Origin of the sequence: Psychrobacter sp. T6-4 (assembly GCF_052258425.1) — a bacterium.
Lineage (GTDB): Bacteria > Pseudomonadota > Gammaproteobacteria > Pseudomonadales > Moraxellaceae > Psychrobacter.
In genome coordinates this window covers 1-21526 of the sequence record NZ_JBQQEZ010000010.1, presented here as the reverse complement: position 1 = coordinate 21526, position 21526 = coordinate 1, and the positions used below count along the sequence as shown (strand labels likewise).

The 21526-nt window shown below is 45.4% G+C and carries 12 protein-coding genes and 1 pseudogene; 8 read left to right on the top strand and 5 right to left on the bottom strand.

Features of this window, described 5'->3' with window-relative positions:
- The first annotated feature begins 20 nt into the window (after positions 1 to 20).
- Positions 21 to 659: a phosphoadenosine phosphosulfate reductase domain-containing protein gene (locus ACTXGE_RS08365; protein ID WP_435948902.1), complete on the top strand. Its 639-nt coding sequence runs from the start codon at positions 21 to 23 to the stop codon at positions 657 to 659.
- 95 nt (positions 660 to 754) lie between these two features.
- Here ACTXGE_RS08365 and ACTXGE_RS08360 read toward each other — a convergent pair whose 3' ends face one another.
- Positions 755 to 1270 (bottom strand): SDR family NAD(P)-dependent oxidoreductase, encoded by a 516-nt coding sequence (locus ACTXGE_RS08360; protein ID WP_443542995.1) that lies wholly within the window; start codon positions 1268 to 1270, stop codon positions 755 to 757.
- A 238-nt stretch (positions 1271 to 1508) separates the two neighbouring features.
- Here ACTXGE_RS08360 and cobA point away from each other — a divergent pair, with 238 nt between their 5' ends.
- The 3 genes from cobA to ACTXGE_RS08345 all read left to right on the top strand — a co-directional run bounded on the left by cobA (position 1509) and on the right by ACTXGE_RS08345 (position 8817).
- On the top strand, positions 1509 to 3218 hold the full coding sequence (gene cobA, locus ACTXGE_RS08355) for a uroporphyrinogen-III C-methyltransferase (RefSeq protein WP_443542994.1): 1710 nt from the start codon (positions 1509 to 1511) through the stop codon (positions 3216 to 3218).
- A gap of 175 nt (positions 3219 to 3393) precedes the next feature.
- Complete coding sequence (locus ACTXGE_RS08350) at positions 3394 to 4884, top strand: exonuclease SbcCD subunit D C-terminal domain-containing protein (RefSeq protein ID WP_443542992.1); 1491 nt, start codon at positions 3394 to 3396, stop codon at positions 4882 to 4884.
- A gap of 51 nt (positions 4885 to 4935) precedes the next feature.
- The gene (locus tag ACTXGE_RS08345; protein ID WP_443542990.1) at positions 4936 to 8817 is read left to right on the top strand and encodes an AAA family ATPase; all 3882 of its coding nucleotides are present in this window, start codon (positions 4936 to 4938) and stop codon (positions 8815 to 8817) included.
- Positions 8818 to 8936: 119 nt separating this feature from the next.
- On the opposite strand, the gene ACTXGE_RS08340 is transcribed toward ACTXGE_RS08345, so the two are convergent.
- Positions 8937 to 13793, bottom strand: coding sequence for an NAD-glutamate dehydrogenase (locus tag ACTXGE_RS08340; RefSeq protein ID WP_443542989.1), 4857 nt, complete (start codon positions 13791 to 13793; stop codon positions 8937 to 8939).
- A gap of 654 nt (positions 13794 to 14447) precedes the next feature.
- Between ACTXGE_RS08340 and purD the strand changes: the two genes are divergently transcribed.
- Together purD and ACTXGE_RS08330 are read left to right on the top strand one after the other, a co-directional pair.
- Positions 14448 to 15773, top strand: a complete 1326-nt coding sequence (purD, locus tag ACTXGE_RS08335) for a phosphoribosylamine--glycine ligase (RefSeq protein WP_443543118.1) — start codon at positions 14448 to 14450, stop codon at positions 15771 to 15773.
- Positions 15774 to 15947: 174 nt separating this feature from the next.
- The gene (locus ACTXGE_RS08330) at positions 15948 to 17345 is read left to right on the top strand and encodes an ABC1 kinase family protein (RefSeq protein WP_443542987.1); all 1398 of its coding nucleotides are present in this window, start codon (positions 15948 to 15950) and stop codon (positions 17343 to 17345) included.
- Between the two features lie 148 nt (positions 17346 to 17493).
- On the opposite strand, the gene ACTXGE_RS08325 is transcribed toward ACTXGE_RS08330, so the two are convergent.
- Entirely contained in the window at positions 17494 to 18150 is a 657-nt protein-coding gene (locus ACTXGE_RS08325) for a methyltransferase domain-containing protein (RefSeq protein ID WP_443542985.1), read from the bottom strand.
- A 134-nt stretch (positions 18151 to 18284) separates the two neighbouring features.
- Here ACTXGE_RS08325 and ACTXGE_RS08320 point away from each other — a divergent pair, with 134 nt between their 5' ends.
- Together ACTXGE_RS08320 and ACTXGE_RS08315 are read left to right on the top strand one after the other, a co-directional pair.
- Positions 18285 to 18476 (top strand): DNA gyrase inhibitor YacG, encoded by a 192-nt coding sequence (locus tag ACTXGE_RS08320; RefSeq protein WP_443542983.1) that lies wholly within the window; start codon positions 18285 to 18287, stop codon positions 18474 to 18476.
- 140 nt (positions 18477 to 18616) lie between these two features.
- Entirely contained in the window at positions 18617 to 19798 is a 1182-nt protein-coding gene (locus tag ACTXGE_RS08315; protein ID WP_435948910.1) for an aspartate aminotransferase family protein, read from the top strand.
- 64 nt (positions 19799 to 19862) lie between these two features.
- On the opposite strand, the gene ACTXGE_RS08310 is transcribed toward ACTXGE_RS08315, so the two are convergent.
- A complete protein-coding gene (locus tag ACTXGE_RS08310; RefSeq protein ID WP_317199468.1) occupies positions 19863 to 20762 on the bottom strand; it encodes a LysR family transcriptional regulator in 900 nt (299 codons plus the stop codon).
- A 218-nt stretch (positions 20763 to 20980) separates the two neighbouring features.
- Positions 20981 to 21526: pseudogene (locus tag ACTXGE_RS08305) on the bottom strand (DNA polymerase III subunit gamma/tau); the annotation flags it as partial.

Sequence of the window (21526 nt, the reverse complement as noted above, 5' to 3'; positions counted from 1 at the left end):
GAACAATTGAGGAATCTACCATGAGCCAACTACACCCAAATCTTGATATCGACCAAGCCAACCAAGACTTGCAAGGCAAAACACCTGAGCAAATCGTTGAGTGGGCGCTAAGCCAAGCCAAAAACCCAATTATCACCACCAATTTTCGCCCGTATGAGTCAGCGATTTTGCATTTAGTCGCCAAACAGCGTCCTGATATCACCGTATTATGGGTAGATTCAGGCTACAACACGGATGCGACTTATCGTTTTGCGAATAAAGTTATCAACGATTTAGACCTAAACGTGGTTACCTATATTCCTAAGCAAACCGCAGCCCACCGTGACGCCACTATGAATGGTATCCCAGGTATTGATAACCCACAGCATGACGAATTTACAGAACAAGTCAAACTTGAGCCGTTTCGCCGTGCACTCGATGAGCTAAAGCCTGACGTCTGGTTCAATGCTATTCGCAAAGATCAAACTGAATTCCGCCAAGGTCTTGATGTGCTGAGCCTATCAAAAGATGGCGTATTAAAAGTCGCGCCACTATTCGATAAAAATGATGCTGATTTAGACAAGTATTTAGATGAGCACAACTTACCAAATGAGCATGACTACTTCGATCCTACCAAGGTAGAAGAAAGCCGTGAATGTGGACTGCATACTCAGCTGTAATCGTTGACAGTGACCTATCAAGCAAAAGCCCTCTCGTTATGAAAGGGCTTTTTTGTGCAAGTATCAGGCAAAAATTCGTTAACACTTATAACTTACTAACGACCGAGCACCCAACCGCTATCCATAAACACGTTCGCGCCATGCATGTAGTTGGAATCATCAGACGCCAAGAACACCGCCAGGGCCGATATTTCCTCAGGCTTGCCGGCGCGCTGAGCAGGAATACGATTTAAGCGCTCATCCTCGATGCCCTCTGTCATCGGCGTTTCGATGAAGCCCGGTGATAAAATATTTACTTTGACGCCTTGACTACCAAAATCAAATGCCAACTGCTTGGTAAATCCTAATACCGCATGCTTTGAGGTCACATAAGCAGAACCGCCTGGGCCTGCCATCTGCGTGGCTTGCGAGCCTACATTGATGTTGCTATCTTCAATAGCTTTGACGATGCGCTTGCCGTCATCCTCGCTCAGTCCAGTAACGACCACTTTTGCGCCCTCAGCGGCGTAGGCTTTTGCGGTGGCCTCCCCTAGTCCTGATGTCCCACCAAATACGATAGCGACTCTATCTTTTAATTTTGTGTCTTGTAGTTTTTTATCTTGTGATGTCATAGTCATTATCCTTATGTGAGTTATAGATTATTAAAACATCCTAGCACAGTTAACTAAGGGTCAATGTTTGCATGTGTTTAACTGCGTAAAAGAGGCATCCTCTCTATTCCTATATACCGCGAAATCTCCTGCGCTTATGACAAAAATAACTATACTAATGCCAATACACACCGTGAGACTCTGCGCGCAAGCCTTCATAATATCAGTATTATTAGATTGACCTATCCTTGGTGCTGTTATGAATACTTTTCCACTGTTTTTTAAGCTCGATAACCGCAAAGTGCTGATCGTTGGTGGCGGCGATGTGGCACTACGTAAGGCCGATTTGCTCAGCCGTGCAGGGGCGCATATCACCATTTTGGCGCCTAGTATAGAGGCAGATATTCAGGCACTCCTTAGTGACGATAAGCATAGCCTCATTTATAAACACTACGATAAGTCCTATATGACAGGCGCGCGCGTGATTATCGCCGCAACCGATGATGAGGTGCTCAATTATCAGATTCATGCAGACGCCACCGCGCTGAATATCCCCGTCAATGTCGTTGATACGCCGCCGCTTTGTGATTTTATCTTTCCCGCTATCGTCGATCGCAATCCCATTGTCATTGGTATCTCCTCAAATGGCAAAGCGCCCGTGCTGGCTCGCCTCTTGCGCGCCCGCCTTGAGACTTTAATTCCGCAAGGCTATGGTAAATTGGCCAAATTAGCAGGTGATCTGCGTAGTGAGGTCAAAGCAAAGATCCCAACGCTAACAGCTCGTCGCCAGTTTTGGGAGCGCGCCTTTGAAGGCCAAGTGAGCGCCCTAGTATTCGCAGGTAACGAGGCTGAGGCGACTGCGCTATTAAAGGCTGATCTAGATAAAACAGCGGCGCAGATTGCAGTATCTAAAACCACACCTGTCAGCGCCTCAAAAACACAAGAGGATGCGCCTAATACGTTAAGAGCTCATGCACCTGTCCCACAAGATAGTGCTAATGATAAGCAAAACGAACACCATAAGTACGCCCAGCCTGTTGGTGAAGTCTATATCGTTGGCGCAGGCCCAGGTGATCCTGAGCTATTAACCTTTAAAGCACTGCGTCTCATGCAACAGGCCGATATTGTCTTTTACGATGCGCTAGTCTCGCCGCAAGTGCTTGATCTGTGCCGACGTGATGCGGACAAGGTCTATGTTGGCAAAAAACGTAGCAATCATGCGGTCGCGCAATTGGGTATCAATGAGCTGTTAATCAACGAGGCCAAAAAAGGTCGCCGCGTGGTGCGCCTAAAAGGTGGTGATCCGTTTATCTTTGGTCGCGGCGGTGAGGAGATTGAGAGCCTACGCGCGCAGCATATCCCTTATCAAGTCGTGCCAGGCATCACGGCCGCCAACGCCGCTGCTAGCTATGCTGGTATTCCGCTCACCCACCGCGATCATTCGCAATCTGTGCGCTTTGTCACAGGATTCTTAAAGGCAGGCGCACCTAACAATAATTTTAAAAGCTTCTTAAATACTGACGAGACCGTGGTCTTTTATATGGGCTTGCATTCCTTGCCGCGTCTGACCGAAGGCTTGATAGATGCAGGCCGCGCCGCTGACACCCCTATCGCTATTGTCTCAAATGCTAGTATGCCCAATCAGCAAGTGTTAACAGGGACTCTCGATACGATTGTTAAGCTGCAAGAGCAAAAGCAATTACCAACGCCTGCTCTTCTTATCATGGGTGATGTGGTGGCATTGCATCATGATTTGGCTTGGTACAATCAAAACGATGCCACTAGTGTTACGGATAATAGTAATACGGATAATAATTGGCTGCGCGGTGGTAATACTAGGGCTTCAAAAGATCTAGTGACTCAAAATCACCCTCATCATCCTGATGGACAGCATGCCCACGCGCTATCAATGATCACTTCTTTGGCTGAGTCGCAGCATGAGGGTTTGGAGCAGTTGGTGATAGGTTAGACTGATATAAAATCAAGATAAACAAAAAGGTCATATCAGTAGTCTTGGTATGACCTTTTTTTATTTAAAATTTGCTTTTACCCCACATAAGGAGTCTATTTCCAAAGTATTTGTTTAAAGCGGCAAAATTCTTGTTAGAATAAATGCCATCTATTTTTAGTCTGTAAGCTGACCTATGCTTGTCACCACCACTACCTCTTTAGTTAAACCCTTAACCATCCTGCACACCTCTGACTGGCACTTAGGTCGCAGGTTGTATGGACGCATGCGTTATGACGAGTTCGAGGCATTTTTGGGCTGGCTTGAGAGCACCATCAGCGCCCAAAGTGTCGATGTACTCATTGTCGCAGGGGATATTTTCGATACGATGACGCCAAGCAACCGCGCGCAGGCTTTATATTATAAGTTTTTGGGTAAAGTATCGACATTATGCTGTGATCATATCGTTATCGTCGCTGGTAACCATGACTCCCCAACTTTTTTGGATGCGCCAAGCCAAGTCCTTAAATTCTTAAATGTGCACGTTATCGGTACTGCTTGCGATGATCTAAACGATGAAGTCTTAGTATTAAATGACAAAGACGGTAGTCCGCATTGTATTATCGCCGCCGTGCCTTATCTACGTGACCGCGATGTACGTAGTAGTCATGCAGGCGAGTCCATGGACAGCAAAGACGCTAATGTCATAAAAGGCATTCGCGCGCACTACGATGAGGTTGCACGATTAGCGAGGGACGCGCAAAAATCATTAACCCGGGAACACAATCGCCATATTCCTATTATCGCGACTGGTCATCTGTTTGCGGCAGGTAGTAAAACGACACAGGACGACGGCGTAAGAGATCTTTACGTGGGCAATCTAGGTAAAATATCAGCTGAGATGTTCGATAAATGCTTTGACTATGTCGCGCTTGGTCATTTGCATGTACCCCAGCGCGTTGGCGGTCAAGAACATATTCGCTACTCAGGTTCGCCCATTGCTATGGGCTTTGGTGAAGCAAAGCAGCAAAAGCAAGTATTGCTCGTGCAATTTGGCGACGTGCTATCTACTGTAAAAAAATCGCCTCACTCCTTAAGTGAAACCGTTTTAAAACCTGTCAAAAAAACGATTACTCATACCAATGATTTGATAGATGATTTATTTGGTTTTGAAGCGCTTAACAGAATTGAAGAAGAAACGACTCAAACGCTAAGCTATGAAAATTTAGACACCTCTGAAAGTTCAGACACAAAAACGCTCTACTCAAATGAGAGTAATAGTATGCAAGTGATCTCTGTACATATACCTTGCTTTCAAAAGTTAGCGCAAATCTCAGGGGATCTGAGCGTTATAGCAGATACTATCAAATCACTAGAGCCAGCTGACTCAATTTGGTTAGAGGTGGTTTATACCGGTGATGAGATCGTCAGTGAGCTGCGTGAGGACATCAACACGATGATAGAAGGCTTGTCTTGCGAAGTGCTCAAAATCAATAATACTCGCACCTATAATAAAGTATTAAACCAAGAACAAAGCTCTGAAACGCTACAAGACTTAAAAGTAGAGGCAGTCTTTGAGCGCTGCCTAGATATGCATGAGATCGCCGACACCCAGCGCGACTCACTACGGGACGCCTACCAGCAAATACTTCATAATATCTATCATGATGATAGCCGGGCTGAGTGATAATGTACTCTTGTTTTGAAACTCTCATAACTCCATTTTTAAGACCCCACCATGCGCCTAATTGAACTGCGACTCAAAAATTTAAACTCCTTAAAAGGCGAATGGCATATCGATTTTGCTGATTCTGCCTTTATTAATGAAGGCATTTTTGCGATTACGGGACAAACGGGCGCGGGCAAGACCACGATTTTGGATGCGGTCTGCCTAGCGCTGTATGGGGAGACGCCGCGTATTAATAGTATTAGTAAGAGCAGCAATGAAGTCATGACGCGGCAAACGGCAGAATGTTTCGCTGAGGTAGTGATTGATTTAAACGGTATCCACTATCGCTGCCGCTGGGGACAGCGCCGTGCCTATAACAAGCCAGATGGCAATTTGCAAGATGCCACTCATGAAGTCGCCAAAATAAATCTCGCCGATGCGTCAAAAGGCGATGAGATTTTAGAAAATAGTATAAAGAACACTAAAATCAAGATTATTGAATTGACGCGGATGGACTTTCAGCAATTCACGCGCTCCATCTTACTTGCGCAAGGCAGCTTCTCGGCATTTTTAAAGGCCAAAGCGGACGAGCGTGCGGACATTTTAGAAAAAATTACTGGCACGGACATTTATGCCACCATCTCAGAGCAGGTCCATGAAAAAAAGCGCTTTGAGGAAGAGGCTTTAAGTAAATTGCAATATGGTCTACAGGGCTTGACCCTGCTAGACAATGATGAAGAAGACCAGCTAAAAGCAGATTTAAAGTGGCAACAAAGTGCACAAGATAAGCAGCAACAGCTTGTCGATCGTTTGGGCGCACAGATTAAATGGCTTGAGAGCATAATAGAACTAACAAACAAGCGTACAAGGTATCAAAGTGAGATTGAACGAGCGTATCAAGCAAAGCAAGACTTTATCCCTGATAACAAGCGCCTAGCGGCTGCCAATAAGGCGCTGGAGATTGATAGTCAATACAGCCAGATTGTGATAAGTCGTGATACGGTCAATAAAATGAGCGGCGAGCAGCAAGTATTGGCAGATAAATTACCACTGCAAAAAGACGATCTTGTAGCGGCGTCTACTCGTTTAAGTGCAGCCAATGCGCAACAAAAAACTGCCGAACATGAGCTGAACACCGCCTTGCCCAAAATCGCCCAAGTCCGCAAATTAGATAGCGATATCGTGCAGCAAACGCAGAGTTTATCGGATCACATACAAAGAAAGCAGACGCTATCTACTCACGTTGCTCAAGTGCGCCAAGAGATTGCTCAGCTTGAAGAGCATGCTGAGCAAGCTACCCTTAAGCTTGCCAATATGGATAAGAGCCTCGTCCTTGCTCCTGAACTAGCTGATCTTGATACCGATATTGCCAACTTCGATAGTCGCTGTGGTCGCTTAAAAACGCTACTTGAGAGCAATAAATCGCTTAATGCTGAAAACCTTACTTATCAAAATCAGCTTAAACAATCGCAAGATAGTCTTGCTGCTCTTGAGCACTCAAAAATAGCAGACGAGGCAGTCAATGCCAAATCACGCGAGCAAGTATCACTACTTGAGCAGCAGCGCGCGGCACTGCTTGACACGCAATCGCTGGCAAGCATGCGCCGCGAACAAGAGCACAGCGCGCAAATCACGACGCAAATAGAACATATAGATTTTAAGGTACAAAAACTTGGCGAGATTGAGACGCAGAGTCATACGATTAAAGAGGCGCTACCGGGGCTTAATGCTGACGTGGCAGCGCTTGAGAAAGCTATTAAAGCGTGCGAATCTGCGCTTAAAGAGACAAAAAATAGGCGTAAAGACAAACAAACCGAGCTTTTTTTGCGTCAAAAAGTTGCCGCATTAGAAGAGCATATTAACGATCTAAAGGACAATCACCCCTGCCCGCTGTGCGGCGCACTTGAACACCCTTACGGTGAGCAGCATCCCCATCTGCAAAATGGCGAGTCAGAGGGCAAGCAACTACAAGCACACATTGCAAAATTAGATACTGACATCGACAATCGCGCGCGCGACTTATCTGGTCTGCATATTGAGCAGGCGACAAAAGCCAACATGCTCCAGCAGTACACCCAGCAATTGATGCCCCTGCAAAAGCAGTCTGCTGCTATTTTAGAGGATATCAAAGGTCTTATATCTACTATTTATAATTCAAACTACTCTGATGCTATCAATACGATCATTGAGCCTTTGAGTGATCTGCTTACGATAAGTGAGGATACTGTCACTCACAGTGCACCGCAAAACTTAAGCGTGGTTAAAGCAAAACTACTCAACCACAAAGAAAATATGCAAGTTGCGTTGACTGAGTACGAAGCGCTTACAGACACTCTTGATGAGCTAAACCAGTCGCTGCAAACGTTTGAGCAGCAAAAGCAACAACTAGTTCACAATATCAGCGAGATTGGCACGCTAATCAAAATCAACACCTTAAACATTGAGAGTATCAATCAAAACCTTAGCAGTAACTTTGTAGAATTACAGACAATCAGTGCACTGATTCGCGCTTTAATCGGTAAATACGCTGGCAAGTATAGCGCTATCATTAGTCAACACATAGATATTAGCACAGCAAACCTGCAACCCCTATTTGCTAGCATAGATCAGCAAACCGTACTTACCGATGTCGACTATAGTCAGTATATACAAGAGCTACGCCATCAGCGCAGCTGTTTAAAGACATTAAAGTTCGATTTCACGACCTTTAAAGACGCGCAGCAAACGCTGACAACAACATTGAGTCGCCTCAAAGCTCAGATAGACACGCAGCATATTCAGCTAGATAATGAGAATAAAGAGTTAAACCAGATAACAGTGCTAGTTGCAGACAGAACTGAACAGCTTGCCAAGCTTAAACAAGACAGACTTAAGATATTTTCAGACAAAGATTGTGATAGCGAGGAGCAACGACTCCGAAGTATCTTAGATACGGCTCGCACTCAGCAAACCGCCGCGCAGCGGCAGGCAGATAGCACGCAGCAAGTGCTTGCTCAAATGCAAACGCAGCAGCAGCAACTCGCAGCGCAGTTAAATATAGCGTCGACGACCCTTGATACTCAAGAGGCTGAGTTAAAATCAGTGCTTGTGGCCTCCGATTTTATAGATGAGTCAGATTTTGTTGCTGCACGCTTACCTATTAATGAGCGCAATCAGCTTAGCGCGCACCAGCAGCATATAGAGGCTACGCTTAAGCAAGCGCAAAATTTACTTACGCAAACCACGCAAGCGCTTGAGGATAAACGAGCCAATCCTTTGACCACTGATGATATAGATACGCTGACACATCAGCAGCAACAAGCGCTTGATAATAACAAGCACTTGATAGAAGCCATAGGCGCGATGAATCAGCAGCTCAAAGACAATGAGAATAAAAAACACAACCAACAGGCTCAGCTTGCGGCCATTAACGCGCAAAAAGACAACCTACAAGTATGGCAGCAACTGCACAAATTAATTGGCTCATCAGATGGCAAAAAGTACCGCACGTTTGCGCAAGGTCTCACCTTTGATATTATGGTCAGTCACGCCAACACTCAACTGCACAAGATGAGTGATCGCTACTTGCTGATTCGTGATGACAACAGTCCGCTTGAGCTGAACGTCATTGACAACTATCAAGGCGGCGAGACGCGCAGCACCAAAAACCTATCTGGCGGCGAAGGCTTTATTATCAGTCTCGCGCTCGCACTAGGACTGTCACAAATGGCCAGTCAAAACATCCGTGTCGATTCGTTATTTTTGGATGAAGGCTTTGGCACGCTTGACGAGGAATCATTAGATATTGCCCTTGATACGCTGACCAGCTTGCAGCAAGAAGGCAAACTCATCGGCGTTATCTCTCACGTTCAAGCACTAAAAGAGCGCATTTTGACGCAAATTCAGGTACAAAAACTCTCAGGCGGCTTTAGTCAAATCACAGGCCAAGGCTGTTATCGTATCGCTAGCTGAATGACGAGACGTATGTTATCGCACGAGTAGTCAAAGAGAGTAATAAAAAGCCCGCTATAGTTAGCGGGCTTTTTACAGATCAATACCTCAGTTATTTGGTAACTGTTACTTAGTAACTGTTATTTGGTGACCAAGCCACTCAGCTCACTCATAAGCACTGACAACGTGGATAAGCTAATAACACTGTCGTCATTCTTATCTAGTTTGTGCATCTCATTGGTCACAGCTTTTAGATGACTATCATGTCGCTCACGCCACTCGCTAAAGGCCTCTTTTGCATTGGGCTGCGACAATATCGCATCCATGAGCAAGCGCAGACTGCGAGAGAGCTCGTTGACGAGCGCATGACGAGCACGGCGATCCCAGTAGTCTTGCTGCGGCAAGGTGGCGACATTGTCTATCATCCAATCGAGCTGCAACACTTGATAAGCTTCAAAATACAGCGCGGCAATTTCATCGACAGGACGCTCGTACTGTTCGGCGAGCAATGCAGCATCAAGCGCATCGACATGATATGGCAGCATGGCAAATATCGCCGCATCACTATCGGACAACCCATCTTGCACTAGAGCATCAGTATCCTCTTGCAGGTACTGAGCAAACTGCTGCTTAATAAAGCCGCCCGCTTTGGTTAATTGCTCCACGCTATTCTCAAACCGGCTGATCATGTCAGCGACTTTTAGGTCTTGTCCAAAGGCATTGATAAACCACACCACGCCGCGCTCGAGCACATCGCGCAGGCGCAGCTCTAATTTGAGTAGTAATGTTGCATCTACCTGATTGTCTAAAGATTCAAGCATTTGCCAGATAGCTGGCACGTTAAAGACGTCACGGGCAATGGCATAAGCACGAATGATCGTAGCGAGCGATTGATCGGTCTCCTCATATAGACGGAATATCGCTTCTATGCCTAAGCGGTTGACAACGCTGTTGGTCAAATAAGTACTGATGATCTCGCGACTGAGCCTATGCTCTGTCATCTCATCGAAGAAACGCGCCGCCAGCTCATCTGGAAAATATTTGCGCAGCTCATTGATAAAGTATGGATCATCGGGCAAATCTGATAGCAGCAAGCTATCATAGACCCACATTTTGCCGTACGCCATAACCACTGCTAACTCAGGATTGGTCAGTCCTGTATCCACCTTTTGACGTTTTATAATGTCATCATCCGATGGCAAGTACTCAATAGCTCGATCTAATCGTCCTTCACCTTCTAACATCTGAATAAAGCGCTGGTGATCGCTTAGATTGGCGCTGGCACGAATATGACTAAGCTCAATCGCTTGCGGTTGCAGGTAGTTTTGGCGTAGTACCAGCTCGGCCACGGTATCGGTCATACTCTCTAACAGCTCATTGCGCTGCTTGAGGGTCATATCGCCCTGTTCAACGACTTTGCCAAGTAAGATTTTGATATTAACTTCATGATCTGAGCAGTTTACGCCGCCTGAGTTGTCAATGGCGTCGGTATAGATACGTCCGCCAGTTTGTGCGTACTCGATACGACCTTGCTGGGTAAAGCCTAAATTACCACCCTCGCCGACGATTGCCGCTCGTAGCTCATTACCGTTAATACGTACCGCATCATTGGCGCGATCGCCAACATCAGCGTGAGTCTCATTGACACTTTTGACATAGGTACCGATACCGCCATTCCATATCAGATCGACAGGCGATTTCATAAGCGCAGTGATCAGCTCATTAGGCGCTAAATTATCTTCCTCAATGTCAAAGAGCGCTTTCATCTCAGGGCTAATCGCAATACTTTTATCGGTACGCGAGAACACGCCGCCACCTTGGCTAATTAAAGATTTTTCATAGTCATCCCACGTCGAGCGCGGCATCTCAAATAATCTCTCGCGCTCTGCATAGGACTCGGCGGTGTCTGGGTTTGGATCGATAAAGATATGTAGATGGTTAAAGGCGGCAACCAGTTTGGTATGGGTGGATCTAAGCATACCATTACCAAAGACATCGCCGCTCATATCCCCAATACCAACGACGGTGAAGTCATCACGGTTTTGAATGTCCATACCGCGCATACGAAAGTGGCGCTTGACCGACTCCCAGCCGCCGCGTGCGGTAATGCCCATGGCTTTGTGATCATAGCCGACTGAACCACCTGAGGCAAAGGCATCATCTAACCAAAAGTTGTACTCGCTTGACAAGGCGTTAGCGATATCAGAGAAGCTGGCCGTGCCTTTATCAGCGGCAACGACCAAATATGGGTCGTCCTCATCATGACGCACGGTGTCAGCTGGCGGGACAATTTGTCCATCGACGATGTTGTCTGTGACATCGAGCATACCACGCAAAAAGGTTTGATAGCACGCCACCCCTTCAGCTTGAAAGGCTTCACGACCATCTGCCATGGTTTTTGTTTTGACAATGAACCCGCCTTTTGAGCCTACAGGTACGATAACCGCATTTTTGACCATTTGTGCTTTGACAAGGCCAAGTACCTCGGTACGAAAATCCTCCATACGATCAGACCAGCGCAAGCCGCCGCGCGCCACTTTGCCGCCACGCAGATGCACCGCTTCCACTCTTGGAGAGTAGACAAATATTTCAAACATAGGCTTAGGTTTGGGCAAGTTTGGAATATCAGCTGCCAAGAACTTAAAGGATAAGCGGTCTTTACGCTCGCCTTGCTCATTGGTTTGATAAAAATTAGTCCGCACCATAGCGTTGATTAGATCCAAATACCAACGCAAGATACGGTCTTCATCGAGACTATCGACATCGACCAAAGCGCTTGTCAATTGCTCTTGAATTTTTGCACTATTATTTTTGCGCTCGTCCTCAGAATGATTTGGATTCATCCGTGCATCGAACAGATTGATCAGATTTACACTGATATCACTGTTTTTGACGATAGTTTGCTGAATATAACTACTAGAGAAGGGTGCGCGGGCTTGACGCATATAACTGGACAAAGCGCGTAGTACCACGACATCATAGGTATCTAGCTCGGTCGTCAATACCAGCTCATTAAACGAATCACTCTCAACGCGCCCCGCCCAAATTTGCTTTAGGCTCTCTTCAAACTGTGTGCGTACCACGCGGATATCGACCGTATCCACATGCTCCAAGGTCAGCTCGTACTCTTGCATCCAGATGGGCTGCTGTGGCAAGTCAAACTCATAAGTTTGTGCTGAGATGACCGATACCCCAAAATTCTCCAGTATTGGCAATACTTTTGACAAAATCACTGGCTGATTACGACCATAGAGCTTAAGATGCAACTGATTGGCGGCGTCTCCTGTCGATTGATACAGATGCCAAATCATCGGCTGTTCATCATTGATACTTGCTAACCGCTTAGTATCCTCAACTGCGGTGCGCGTATCAAATCGCTCTTGGTAAGCGGCGGGTATATAGTCTAAAAATTGACGGTTTAAGGTATTCGCTTGCTGCTCGCCTACATTATCTAGCAGCGTTCTTTGATAGTCATCATGCCACGATTCCATGAGCGCGGTAAGTTTGGCCTCGAGATCATGTTTATCAACATTATTGACCTGCCCTGGCACGATACGCACATGAACGTGAACACGGGCGTGCTCAGATTCGTTGAATTCAGTGGTGAATCCAGAAGACGTACCGCCGTATGCGTCTTTTAACACCTCTTGCACTTTTATGCGCAGCTCAGTATTGAATTTATCACGCGGGATATAAACTAAGCAGGATACAAAGCGCTGGTAGGAGTCGATGCGGCTAAACAAGCGCAGGCTTTTTTTGTCCTGCAACTCTGCAATGCCTGAGACCATAGGATATAGCTCTTCTACGCTGGCTTGAAACAGATCATCGCGCGGCAAGGTGTTGATGACGTGCATCATTTTATGATACGCATGACCCCCGCGCGGTAGATTCGCCATCGCCATAATTTTACTGGCTTTTTCGCGTAGTAATGGGATTTGCTGAACGCTAAGTTGATAAGCTTGTGAGGTCAGTAGACCAACGAAGCGGTACTCACCAATTAATTTGCCTGCTTCATCGAACTTATGAATGCCTAAAAAATCCATATATACCGGGCGGTGAATGGGAGAGACGCGGCTAGACTTTGATAGCATTAACACCCGCGGCTCAGTTAACAAGGCTTTTAAGTTAGCGGGCAAGCTATTAAAACTCTCAGAAGGCGTATCCTCACTTGAACCCCGCAGCAGACCTAGGCCGCTATTACCAATGGCGAATAAATCTATATCTTTGCTACTGACGCTTTTCTCGTTTGCATCGCTTGTGACATCAATAGCCTGATTGCCCTCTAAGCGGTACTCACGAAACCCCAAAAATATAAAATGATCGTCTAATATCCAGTCCAAAAAGGCTTGCACCTCAGTCTCTGAATAATACACTTCTGGATGTGGTTTTTGGGTTAGATCATCTTTGATATCTTTTAGGCAGGCACGCATCTGTTTCCAGTCGCCGACGACGGTATCGAGCGTATCTACTTTATCTAACAGTAATTGGCGTAGCGCTGCCAGCTCATCGTTATTTTGATATGCGATCTCGCAATGAATGAGCGACATGTGCGATGTGGCACTCTCGTCAGCGTTTTCGATACGAGTAATGTCGCCTTTGTCATCACGCTCAACACTCATAATGGTGTTAAAGGTGCGGTGTACATCGATCCCTTGCGCCTCAAAGGTCATGAGTATAGTGTCGACCAAGAACGGACGATCATAAGCGACCATCTGAATGACGGTGTGTGAGTTATGAAAGTGCTGCTCCTCTGCCACAGGGTTTAAGATGACAAGTTGTGGCTTGGTACCATCGTATGATTTGAGCCGAGTAAAATGATGCAAAGCCATACCCGCAAGGTCGGCATCACTGATATCATTTGCAGTCTCTCGATGTAGCGACTGATAATAAGTATGAATAAAATGATCCAGTAGCGACTTATCAGTTTGCACGTAACTTGTGGCAATGTCGCTAATTTTATCGATACGCTCTTTTTTAATACTTAAAGAGTTGAGCATAGCATTGTCCTTTTTTATAGATGTTTATTTTAACTATTGAAGATGGCGCATTTTTTTATTTTATCTTTTTGGTACTTGGTCCTATTTATAGAGCTTAACGCATATACCCTTAAAGCTGGCGTATACAACATCATTTCATGAATCAGCTTATGGTCAATAACCTTTACTAATAAAAGAGAGTTGATTACTTCTCTTTACTAAAATTAGAGAACACTTGTACTAGTCTACGCTATTACGGGTAGTAAATTGAACCTATTAGACAAATTTTAGTTTTTAACTTTTGTATAGTTGATACATTTTAAAATAAATACAGTACTGCTGGTATTTATACTCCTTATGCGCTATGCACTATGCGCTATGCCTGATATAGGCTGTGCTCGCGCAGATTGAGGTGGCGTAAAACTAATATAAAATGTACATCTCCCAAAAACGTGCTCGTTTTACGTTAGATGGACTACATCCGCTACCTTTTTCTTTTTATTAGCCTATATTCACTTTGTTGCTGGCAGGTGGATACTCATGGCAATCGACGACGATTATTTGTTAGAATGTGGCACAGTTATTATTCACACTCTCGGTAATTATTTATAAATGGCAGGCGTTGCAGATACTGTGACATCCAACAAGTCTTAAAAAACAAGGGCAACACTTATGATGAATATTTTGGTAATTGGTGGCGGTGGACGTGAACATGCTTTAGCTTGGCAATGCGCCAAAGACGAAAAGGTAAAAAATGTCTATGTTGCGCCAGGCAATGCAGGTACTGCCCTTGAACCTAAGTGCCAAAATGTCGTCTTAGAAGATGAGCACAGCGGAGTTATTCGCTTTTGCCAAGATAATGCTATCGATATGGTCATCGTCGGACCCGAAGCGCCTTTGGTCACAGGTATCATTGATGCTTGCCAAGATGCAGGTATAAAAGCATGGGGACCGACGGCTTATTGTGCGCAATTAGAGGGCTCAAAGACGTTTGCCAAAGAATTTATGGCAGAGCACAATATCCCAACCGCTGCGTATCAAGGGTTTACAGATGTCCATGCGGCAAAAGCCTATGTTGATGAGCAAGGCGCGCCTATTGTCATAAAAGCCGATGGTTTGGCTGCGGGTAAAGGGGTTATCGTCGCCGAAACAGTCGCGCAGGCACACGCCGCCATCGACGATATGCTGGCAAGCAACAAGTTTGGGGACGCCGGCAGCCGCGTGGTCATCGAGCAGTTCTTAACGGGAGAAGAGGCCAGTTTTATTTGTATGATCGATGGCGATAATATTTTGCCTATGGCAACCAGCCAAGATCACAAACGCGCCTTTGAAGGCGATACGGGACCGAATACTGGCGGCATGGGTGCTTACTCGCCTGCCCCTGTTGTGACCTCAGCGGTACATGACAAAGTAATGGCAAAAGTGATACAACCTGTCGTCGATGCTATGAAAGCGGCGGGTCATCCTTACACTGGGTTTTTGTATGCAGGCTTGATGATTAATGATGCAGGCGAGCCCTATGTTATCGAATTCAATTGTCGTTTTGGTGATCCAGAGACTCAGCCTATTTTGATGCGCCTGCAATCGTCGATGGTGGATTTGGTCGCACAAGGGCTAGCAGGTCAACTCCCCTCTCAAGCGAAGTGGGACAAGCGCCCAGCCCTAGGTATCGTTGTCGCTTCAAAAGGCTATCCTGAGTCCTCATCAAAGGGTGACGTGATCTCAGGATTGCCAGAGATTGACGGCAATAGCCGTGATGAGACAGTCAAGGTTTTTCATGCAGGGACTGCATTCTCTAATGATATAAATAACGCTGATGTCGATGGCAATGAAAAAGAGGTCGTCACCAGTGGTGGGCGCGTACTGTGCGTTACTGCTATCGCTGATAGTATACTTGGCGCGCAGCAAGCAGCACTAGCCGTCACAGGCGCGATTAGTTTTGATGGTGCGCAGTATCGCCGTGATATCGGTCACCATGCTATTGCGCGTGAGACGTTATAGTCTTTAGCTAATAATCTTTAGCCGACTCCTTTTTCTATCCGGCCTAGTCTATACTAGGCCATATTTTTGGCAGCGCGTAATGTGATACAATTTTTGTATGCACAGCGTCTAATTACCTTGTATTGTCATCCAAATACCCTCACATCATTACAAACCCAATGAATACTGATACTTATGGCAAATGATACGTCTAGACCTTCTGATAATAAACATTCAATCGATAATCTAAAGACCTCTGGATTTGAGCGTCGGATGTCTATTGCCAAAACGTCTTTGAATATTGGTCGCCGCTGGGCGGGTAATAGTATGTCTGGAATGTTTTTGGATAAGCAAACGCGCGAAAAACGTAATCAGGCGTTTATGGAAGCGCAGGCCAATTATGTCGCAGCAGAGCTTGGCAAATTAAAAGGCTCAGTGGTCAAAATCGGTCAAATGTTAGCGCTGTATGGCGAGCATGTACTGCCGCCTGAGATTACTCGTGCGCTACAGACGCTAAATGACGATACTGCAACGCTAGCTTGGCCAAAGATAGAACAAACGCTGCGCCGCACTTTGGGTGAAAAGCTAAGTGAGCTTGATGTGGATACTACGCCTATTGGTACGGCATCTCTAGCACAAGTACATCGTGCAACTATTAAAGCGACGGGCGAGCAAGTTGTTTTGAAGATTCAATATCCAGGGGTGGCGGACGCCATTGATTCGGACTTGGCTTTATTTAAGCGCTTATTAAAGGTTAGTAACGCAGTGCCGCAAACACGCGCTTTGGATACTTGGTTTGAAGAGATTCGAGATTTGCTGCACCGTGAAGTTGATTACAACGTCGAGGCGGCGACCACTGAACGTTTTTATGGTCGCCTAAAAGATGATCCTCGCTATTCTGTGCCCAAGATTATCCGCGACTATTCAAGCCAGCGCTTGCTGTGCATGTCTTTTGAGTCAGGAGTATCGGTCACCTCAGATATATTACAAGCCCTACCTCATGAGCGCCGTAACGCTATTGGACAAGCGGCAATTGAGATTATGATGCAGGAGATATTTGTCTGGGGCGAGATGCAGACAGATCCAAATTTTGGTAATTATCTTGTGCGTATTAGCGACGATGTAAGTGAGCCTGACAAGTTAGTGTTATTAGACTTTGGCGCTATTCGTCAGTTCGATAATGAGCTTTTGGTTATTGCACACGCGCTTCTTCGTGCAGGTTATCATCATGATCATCAAGCGATGAAAGCTGCTATGACAGGGTATGAGTTCTTTGATACGATGAGCGATAAAGTGCGCTCTGATGTGGCCTCGCTGTTTTTACTCGCAACAGAGCCATTTAGCAATCCTAATGCCAATCCAGATATTCCTGTAGAATGTTTAGATGAGCACAACCGCTACATTTGGGCAAATAGTAGACTGCATTCTCGTATATCAGAAAAAGCTACACGAGCGATGCAATCTTTTGAGTTCAATCTGCCGCCAAAAGAGTTTATGTTCATCAGCCGTAAGTTTATTGGTGCATATACCTTTTTGACTGTGATCGATGCTCACACCAATCCTGATACTTTAGTTAGACCTTACTTGACGTAATTAGACCATCGGTATATTTTTTTATTGTCATATTAACGATGTACTTTTTGAATCGCCCTTTAGCGGCGATTTTTTAACTCAATTTTAATTGCTTAGGCTATTTTATATTTGTGATATCTTACTTAGACTAATTACTATAGTTCGATACCTACTGCATTTTATTCCAGGCATCAAAGCGTGTGTGATACCCCTCAGGTTTGATCATGACCAACTGCCAACATGACTCTGCACGCGCCAAATACTTCACTTCAAAATGCGTACGCCGACTGTCAGCTGCTACCTGATAACGTTTTGTTGGTAATTGCCAAACCTTAATAGCTTGCTGCTCAGCATTGACCATATAAGACTCTATATTGGTGGCTAAAACGATCTCGCCGCCTACTCTCAACCTTGATAATAAAAACTCAAAAAAAGGCATGTTTAGCCATTGCTGGTTTGGATTATGCTGCTCAGGATTGGGGTATAAAATATAAATTTTATCAATACTATCAGGTGCGACTCCATGAACAGTCCAAGCAATCGCGTCGGCATGTATCAGGGATAAATTATCTAAATGTTGCGCCGACGCCAACTTAGCAAAGGCTGCAAATTTATTGCGAGTACGCTCAATGGCAATAAGATGAGTACTGGGATTGTCTTTTGCAAAACTAAGCGCGTGCATGCCCTTCCCTGCACCAATCTCTAGCACTAGGTGTTCATAATGTTTAGTAATGGCGGGCATCTCAAAATCACGTGGCGCTGATAGCTTATCTGGTTGAAAGGCTCTATCTTTTACATGTGATAATTTTTTTTCTTTAATAGTCATTTTTACTCAATTTATTTATAATTACTTAGGCTATTTTTAGCACTTGATGCGTGAATGCTAGTCTGTATTTGTCTTTTAATTCGTGCATGCTATTATAGCGACTCTTATTCATAGATAACACTACGACATCTATTATGACTGAATCTAATGCAAACACTGTCCCAAAAACTTACCCCTGTCCGCGCTGCGGTAAGCAAACTGCTTGGCAAGGTAACTCGTCTAAGCCTTTTTGTAGCGAGCGCTGTAAGCTGATTGACTTAGGCGCTTGGGCAAGCGAGGAATATACCCTACCCGCTGAGTCAACGCCTTTTTCTGACGAGTTATAGGCGCTAAAATAACAACTCATTGTATGCATAGTACCCCTTATTACTGTATGAGCTGATTTGCCTACTTTTAGAGCACCAATACTACTTTTAGCTCCAATACCAAATTACATCTTCTTTATACCCTATCCAAAGGACTTTTTATGTCAGCGACTTATCTGATGCCTACTTATACCCGTCAGCCTGTCAGTTTTACTCGCGGATCGGGCAGCTGGCTCTACACTCAAGATGAGACGCCGTATCTTGATGCGCTTACAGGTATTGCAGTATGTGGTCTTGGGCATTGTCATCCACAAATCACCCAGGCTATCTCTGAGCAAGCAGCAACTTTGATTCATACGAGTAATTTATTCGGTATCGACTGGCAGGAGCGCGCAGGCGAAGCGCTATGTATGGCGGCGCAAATGGACAGCGTCTTCTTTGCCAATAGCGGCGCGGAAGCTAACGAAGCGGCGCTTAAAATGGCGCGCTTACATGCCCATCAGCAAGGCTTTAAGCGCCCCAAAGTTATCGTCATGGAACAATCATTTCATGGGCGTACCTTGTTGTCCGTATCGGCAACTGCCAATCCAAAAGCGCGTGAAGGGTTTTATACTTTGGATGAGGACTTTGTCCGTGTGCCTTTTGGTGATATCGGCGCAGTCCAGCAAGCTGCGCAAGAGCATGAGGATATCTGCGCTATCTTCGTTGAGCCTATTCAGGGCGAAGGTGGTCTTAATACTGCGGCGAATGGTTTTAGCTATTTGGAGGAGCTACAGGCTGAATGTGACGCTCATAACTGGCTATTTATGCTTGATGAGGTACAAACGGGCAATGGACGTACGGGCAAATATTTTGCTTATCAGCATAGCAATGCACGCCCTGATGTATTAACTACGGCTAAAGGCTTAGGCAATGGCTTTCCTGTAGGCGCTTGTATGGTACGAGGACGCGCAAAAGACTTGTTTGGCGCAGGTAGTCATGGCTCAACCTATGGCGGCACACCACTTGCTAGCCGCGTGGTACATACCGTGTATGACATCCTTGCTAATAGCGATATTATGACTAATGCAGTCGTTGAAGGCCAGTTCATACGTGACAATATGGTGGACGCTTTGTCACAATATGGCGTTAGTGCTCGCGGCGCTGGTACCATGATCGGTATTGTCTTGCCTGAGACGATGGACTGTAGCCAACTGGTTGATCGCGCCCGCGTGGAGCAAAAACTTATCATCAACGTCACAGGCTCTCATGTCATTCGTCTCTTGCCAACGTTGAACATCAGCCGTGATGAGAGTGAGCAAGTCGTTGAGCGTTTACTGACGATGCTAAAGCCTATGTTTTGATAAAAAACAAAAAACCTCTAAATATTTTAGAGGTTTTTTTATTGCTGATATTACCTCATTAATTTTAATTGGCATTAAAGTACTTTTTGAGCACTTCAAGACTACGGGTAATCTTAGCAGGTTGCTGCTCATGATTGAGCGTTACTGCATATAGTACAAAGCTTGGTAGCTGATAGCCTGTAAGCACCTCAACCAAATTACCGCTTTCAAGCTCACGCTTGATGTCCATCTCCATAATTCTGATTAAGCCATGACCTTCTTTAGCCAAAGTCATCGCCATAAAGACGTTATTGGTATGGATACGCGAGTTCATCTTCATACGGGTCTTTTTACCCGTTTCTGTATGAACTAGCTCAACGTGATTGGCATCTTTCATAATATCGATGACGATCATTTGATGATCCGCTAAATCCTTTGGACTCTCAATCTTTTTGTGTTGTCTAAGATACTGCGGCGAAGCCACTAGCATTTGACGCACATCTGATAGCGGATGATTGCATAGCGTTGAGTCATTGATATTAGGGCTCATACGAATAGCGATATCAATGCGCTCATCAATCATATCAACGTAGTGATTGTCTGCAAGGTAGGTGATACTCAAATCATCATGCGCTGCCATCCAAGTCGATAGCGCTGGCAGTATATGATGTACACCCAATTCAGGCGTTGTGGCAATACGTAGGCTACCAGCAAGTTCATCGCGCAATTGATTGACTTTTATGCGGCCTTGTTCAGCGGCACTGACCATGTCTTTGGCCGACTCATAAAAGCTCTCGCCAGCTTCTGTTAAGCTAAGCTTACGAGTTGATCGATGAAGTAATACTACGCCAAGCTCATTTTCTAATGAGCGTATTTGCTGACTGACCGCACTCGTTGTAATCCCAAGCTCGCGGGCTGAGCCACTAAAAGAGCCGTGTCCGACAACGCTTGCGAACACAGCCATACCACGTAAATTGTCTAACATATTCTCACCTAAGCTAGGTTTTAGTTTTTAATATAACTTAACTAGTATAGCCGATATTAATTAGCAGTACATAATATAAATCTAACCCAAAGGTCAAAAACTGCTTTTAAATCACAAAATAACGGTATCAAAATCAAAACAATAGCTAATTATTATTAAATTTTGAGAATAATACTGACACATCACTGCCTATCAATAAATATCAGAAATGATAATTTTTAATATAACTGAACCTTGCCCATTTTGCCTTGTCCTTGCTCGGTCAGATACTGCATCACAGGAGTGCTTAGTAGTTTAGATTCAGCAACTTCAAGTGCCTGTACCATTCTTTGCGCGCGGCGACGCTCTGGCGTCTTATGCTGAGACTCCATGATACTACTATCAATCTGTAAGCTGATCTCTGTATTGACAAACTGCTCTTGCAACTTTGCTGCCATTTGCTGAAAGATGGTTTGAAGATGCGTACTGTTAACCCCGGTAATAAACGACGCTTTACCATCGCACATGCCAGTCATGACGCCTTGACGTGCAAGCGCTAGCTCATCTTGCGCTAATACATTTGATTCGCGCGCCGTCTGCAGCCAATAGTCCCATTTGTCCGCTGTCCATTCTCCGGTCAAGTCCTGCGGAGCACAGCGCAATAGCTCGCGGGGATCATCGATGCTAGCCAACTGAGAATCATTACGCATCGGCTCAGCAATCGGCTCAGCAATCGGCTCAGCAATCGGCTCAGCAATCGGCTCAGCAATCGGCTCAGCAATCGG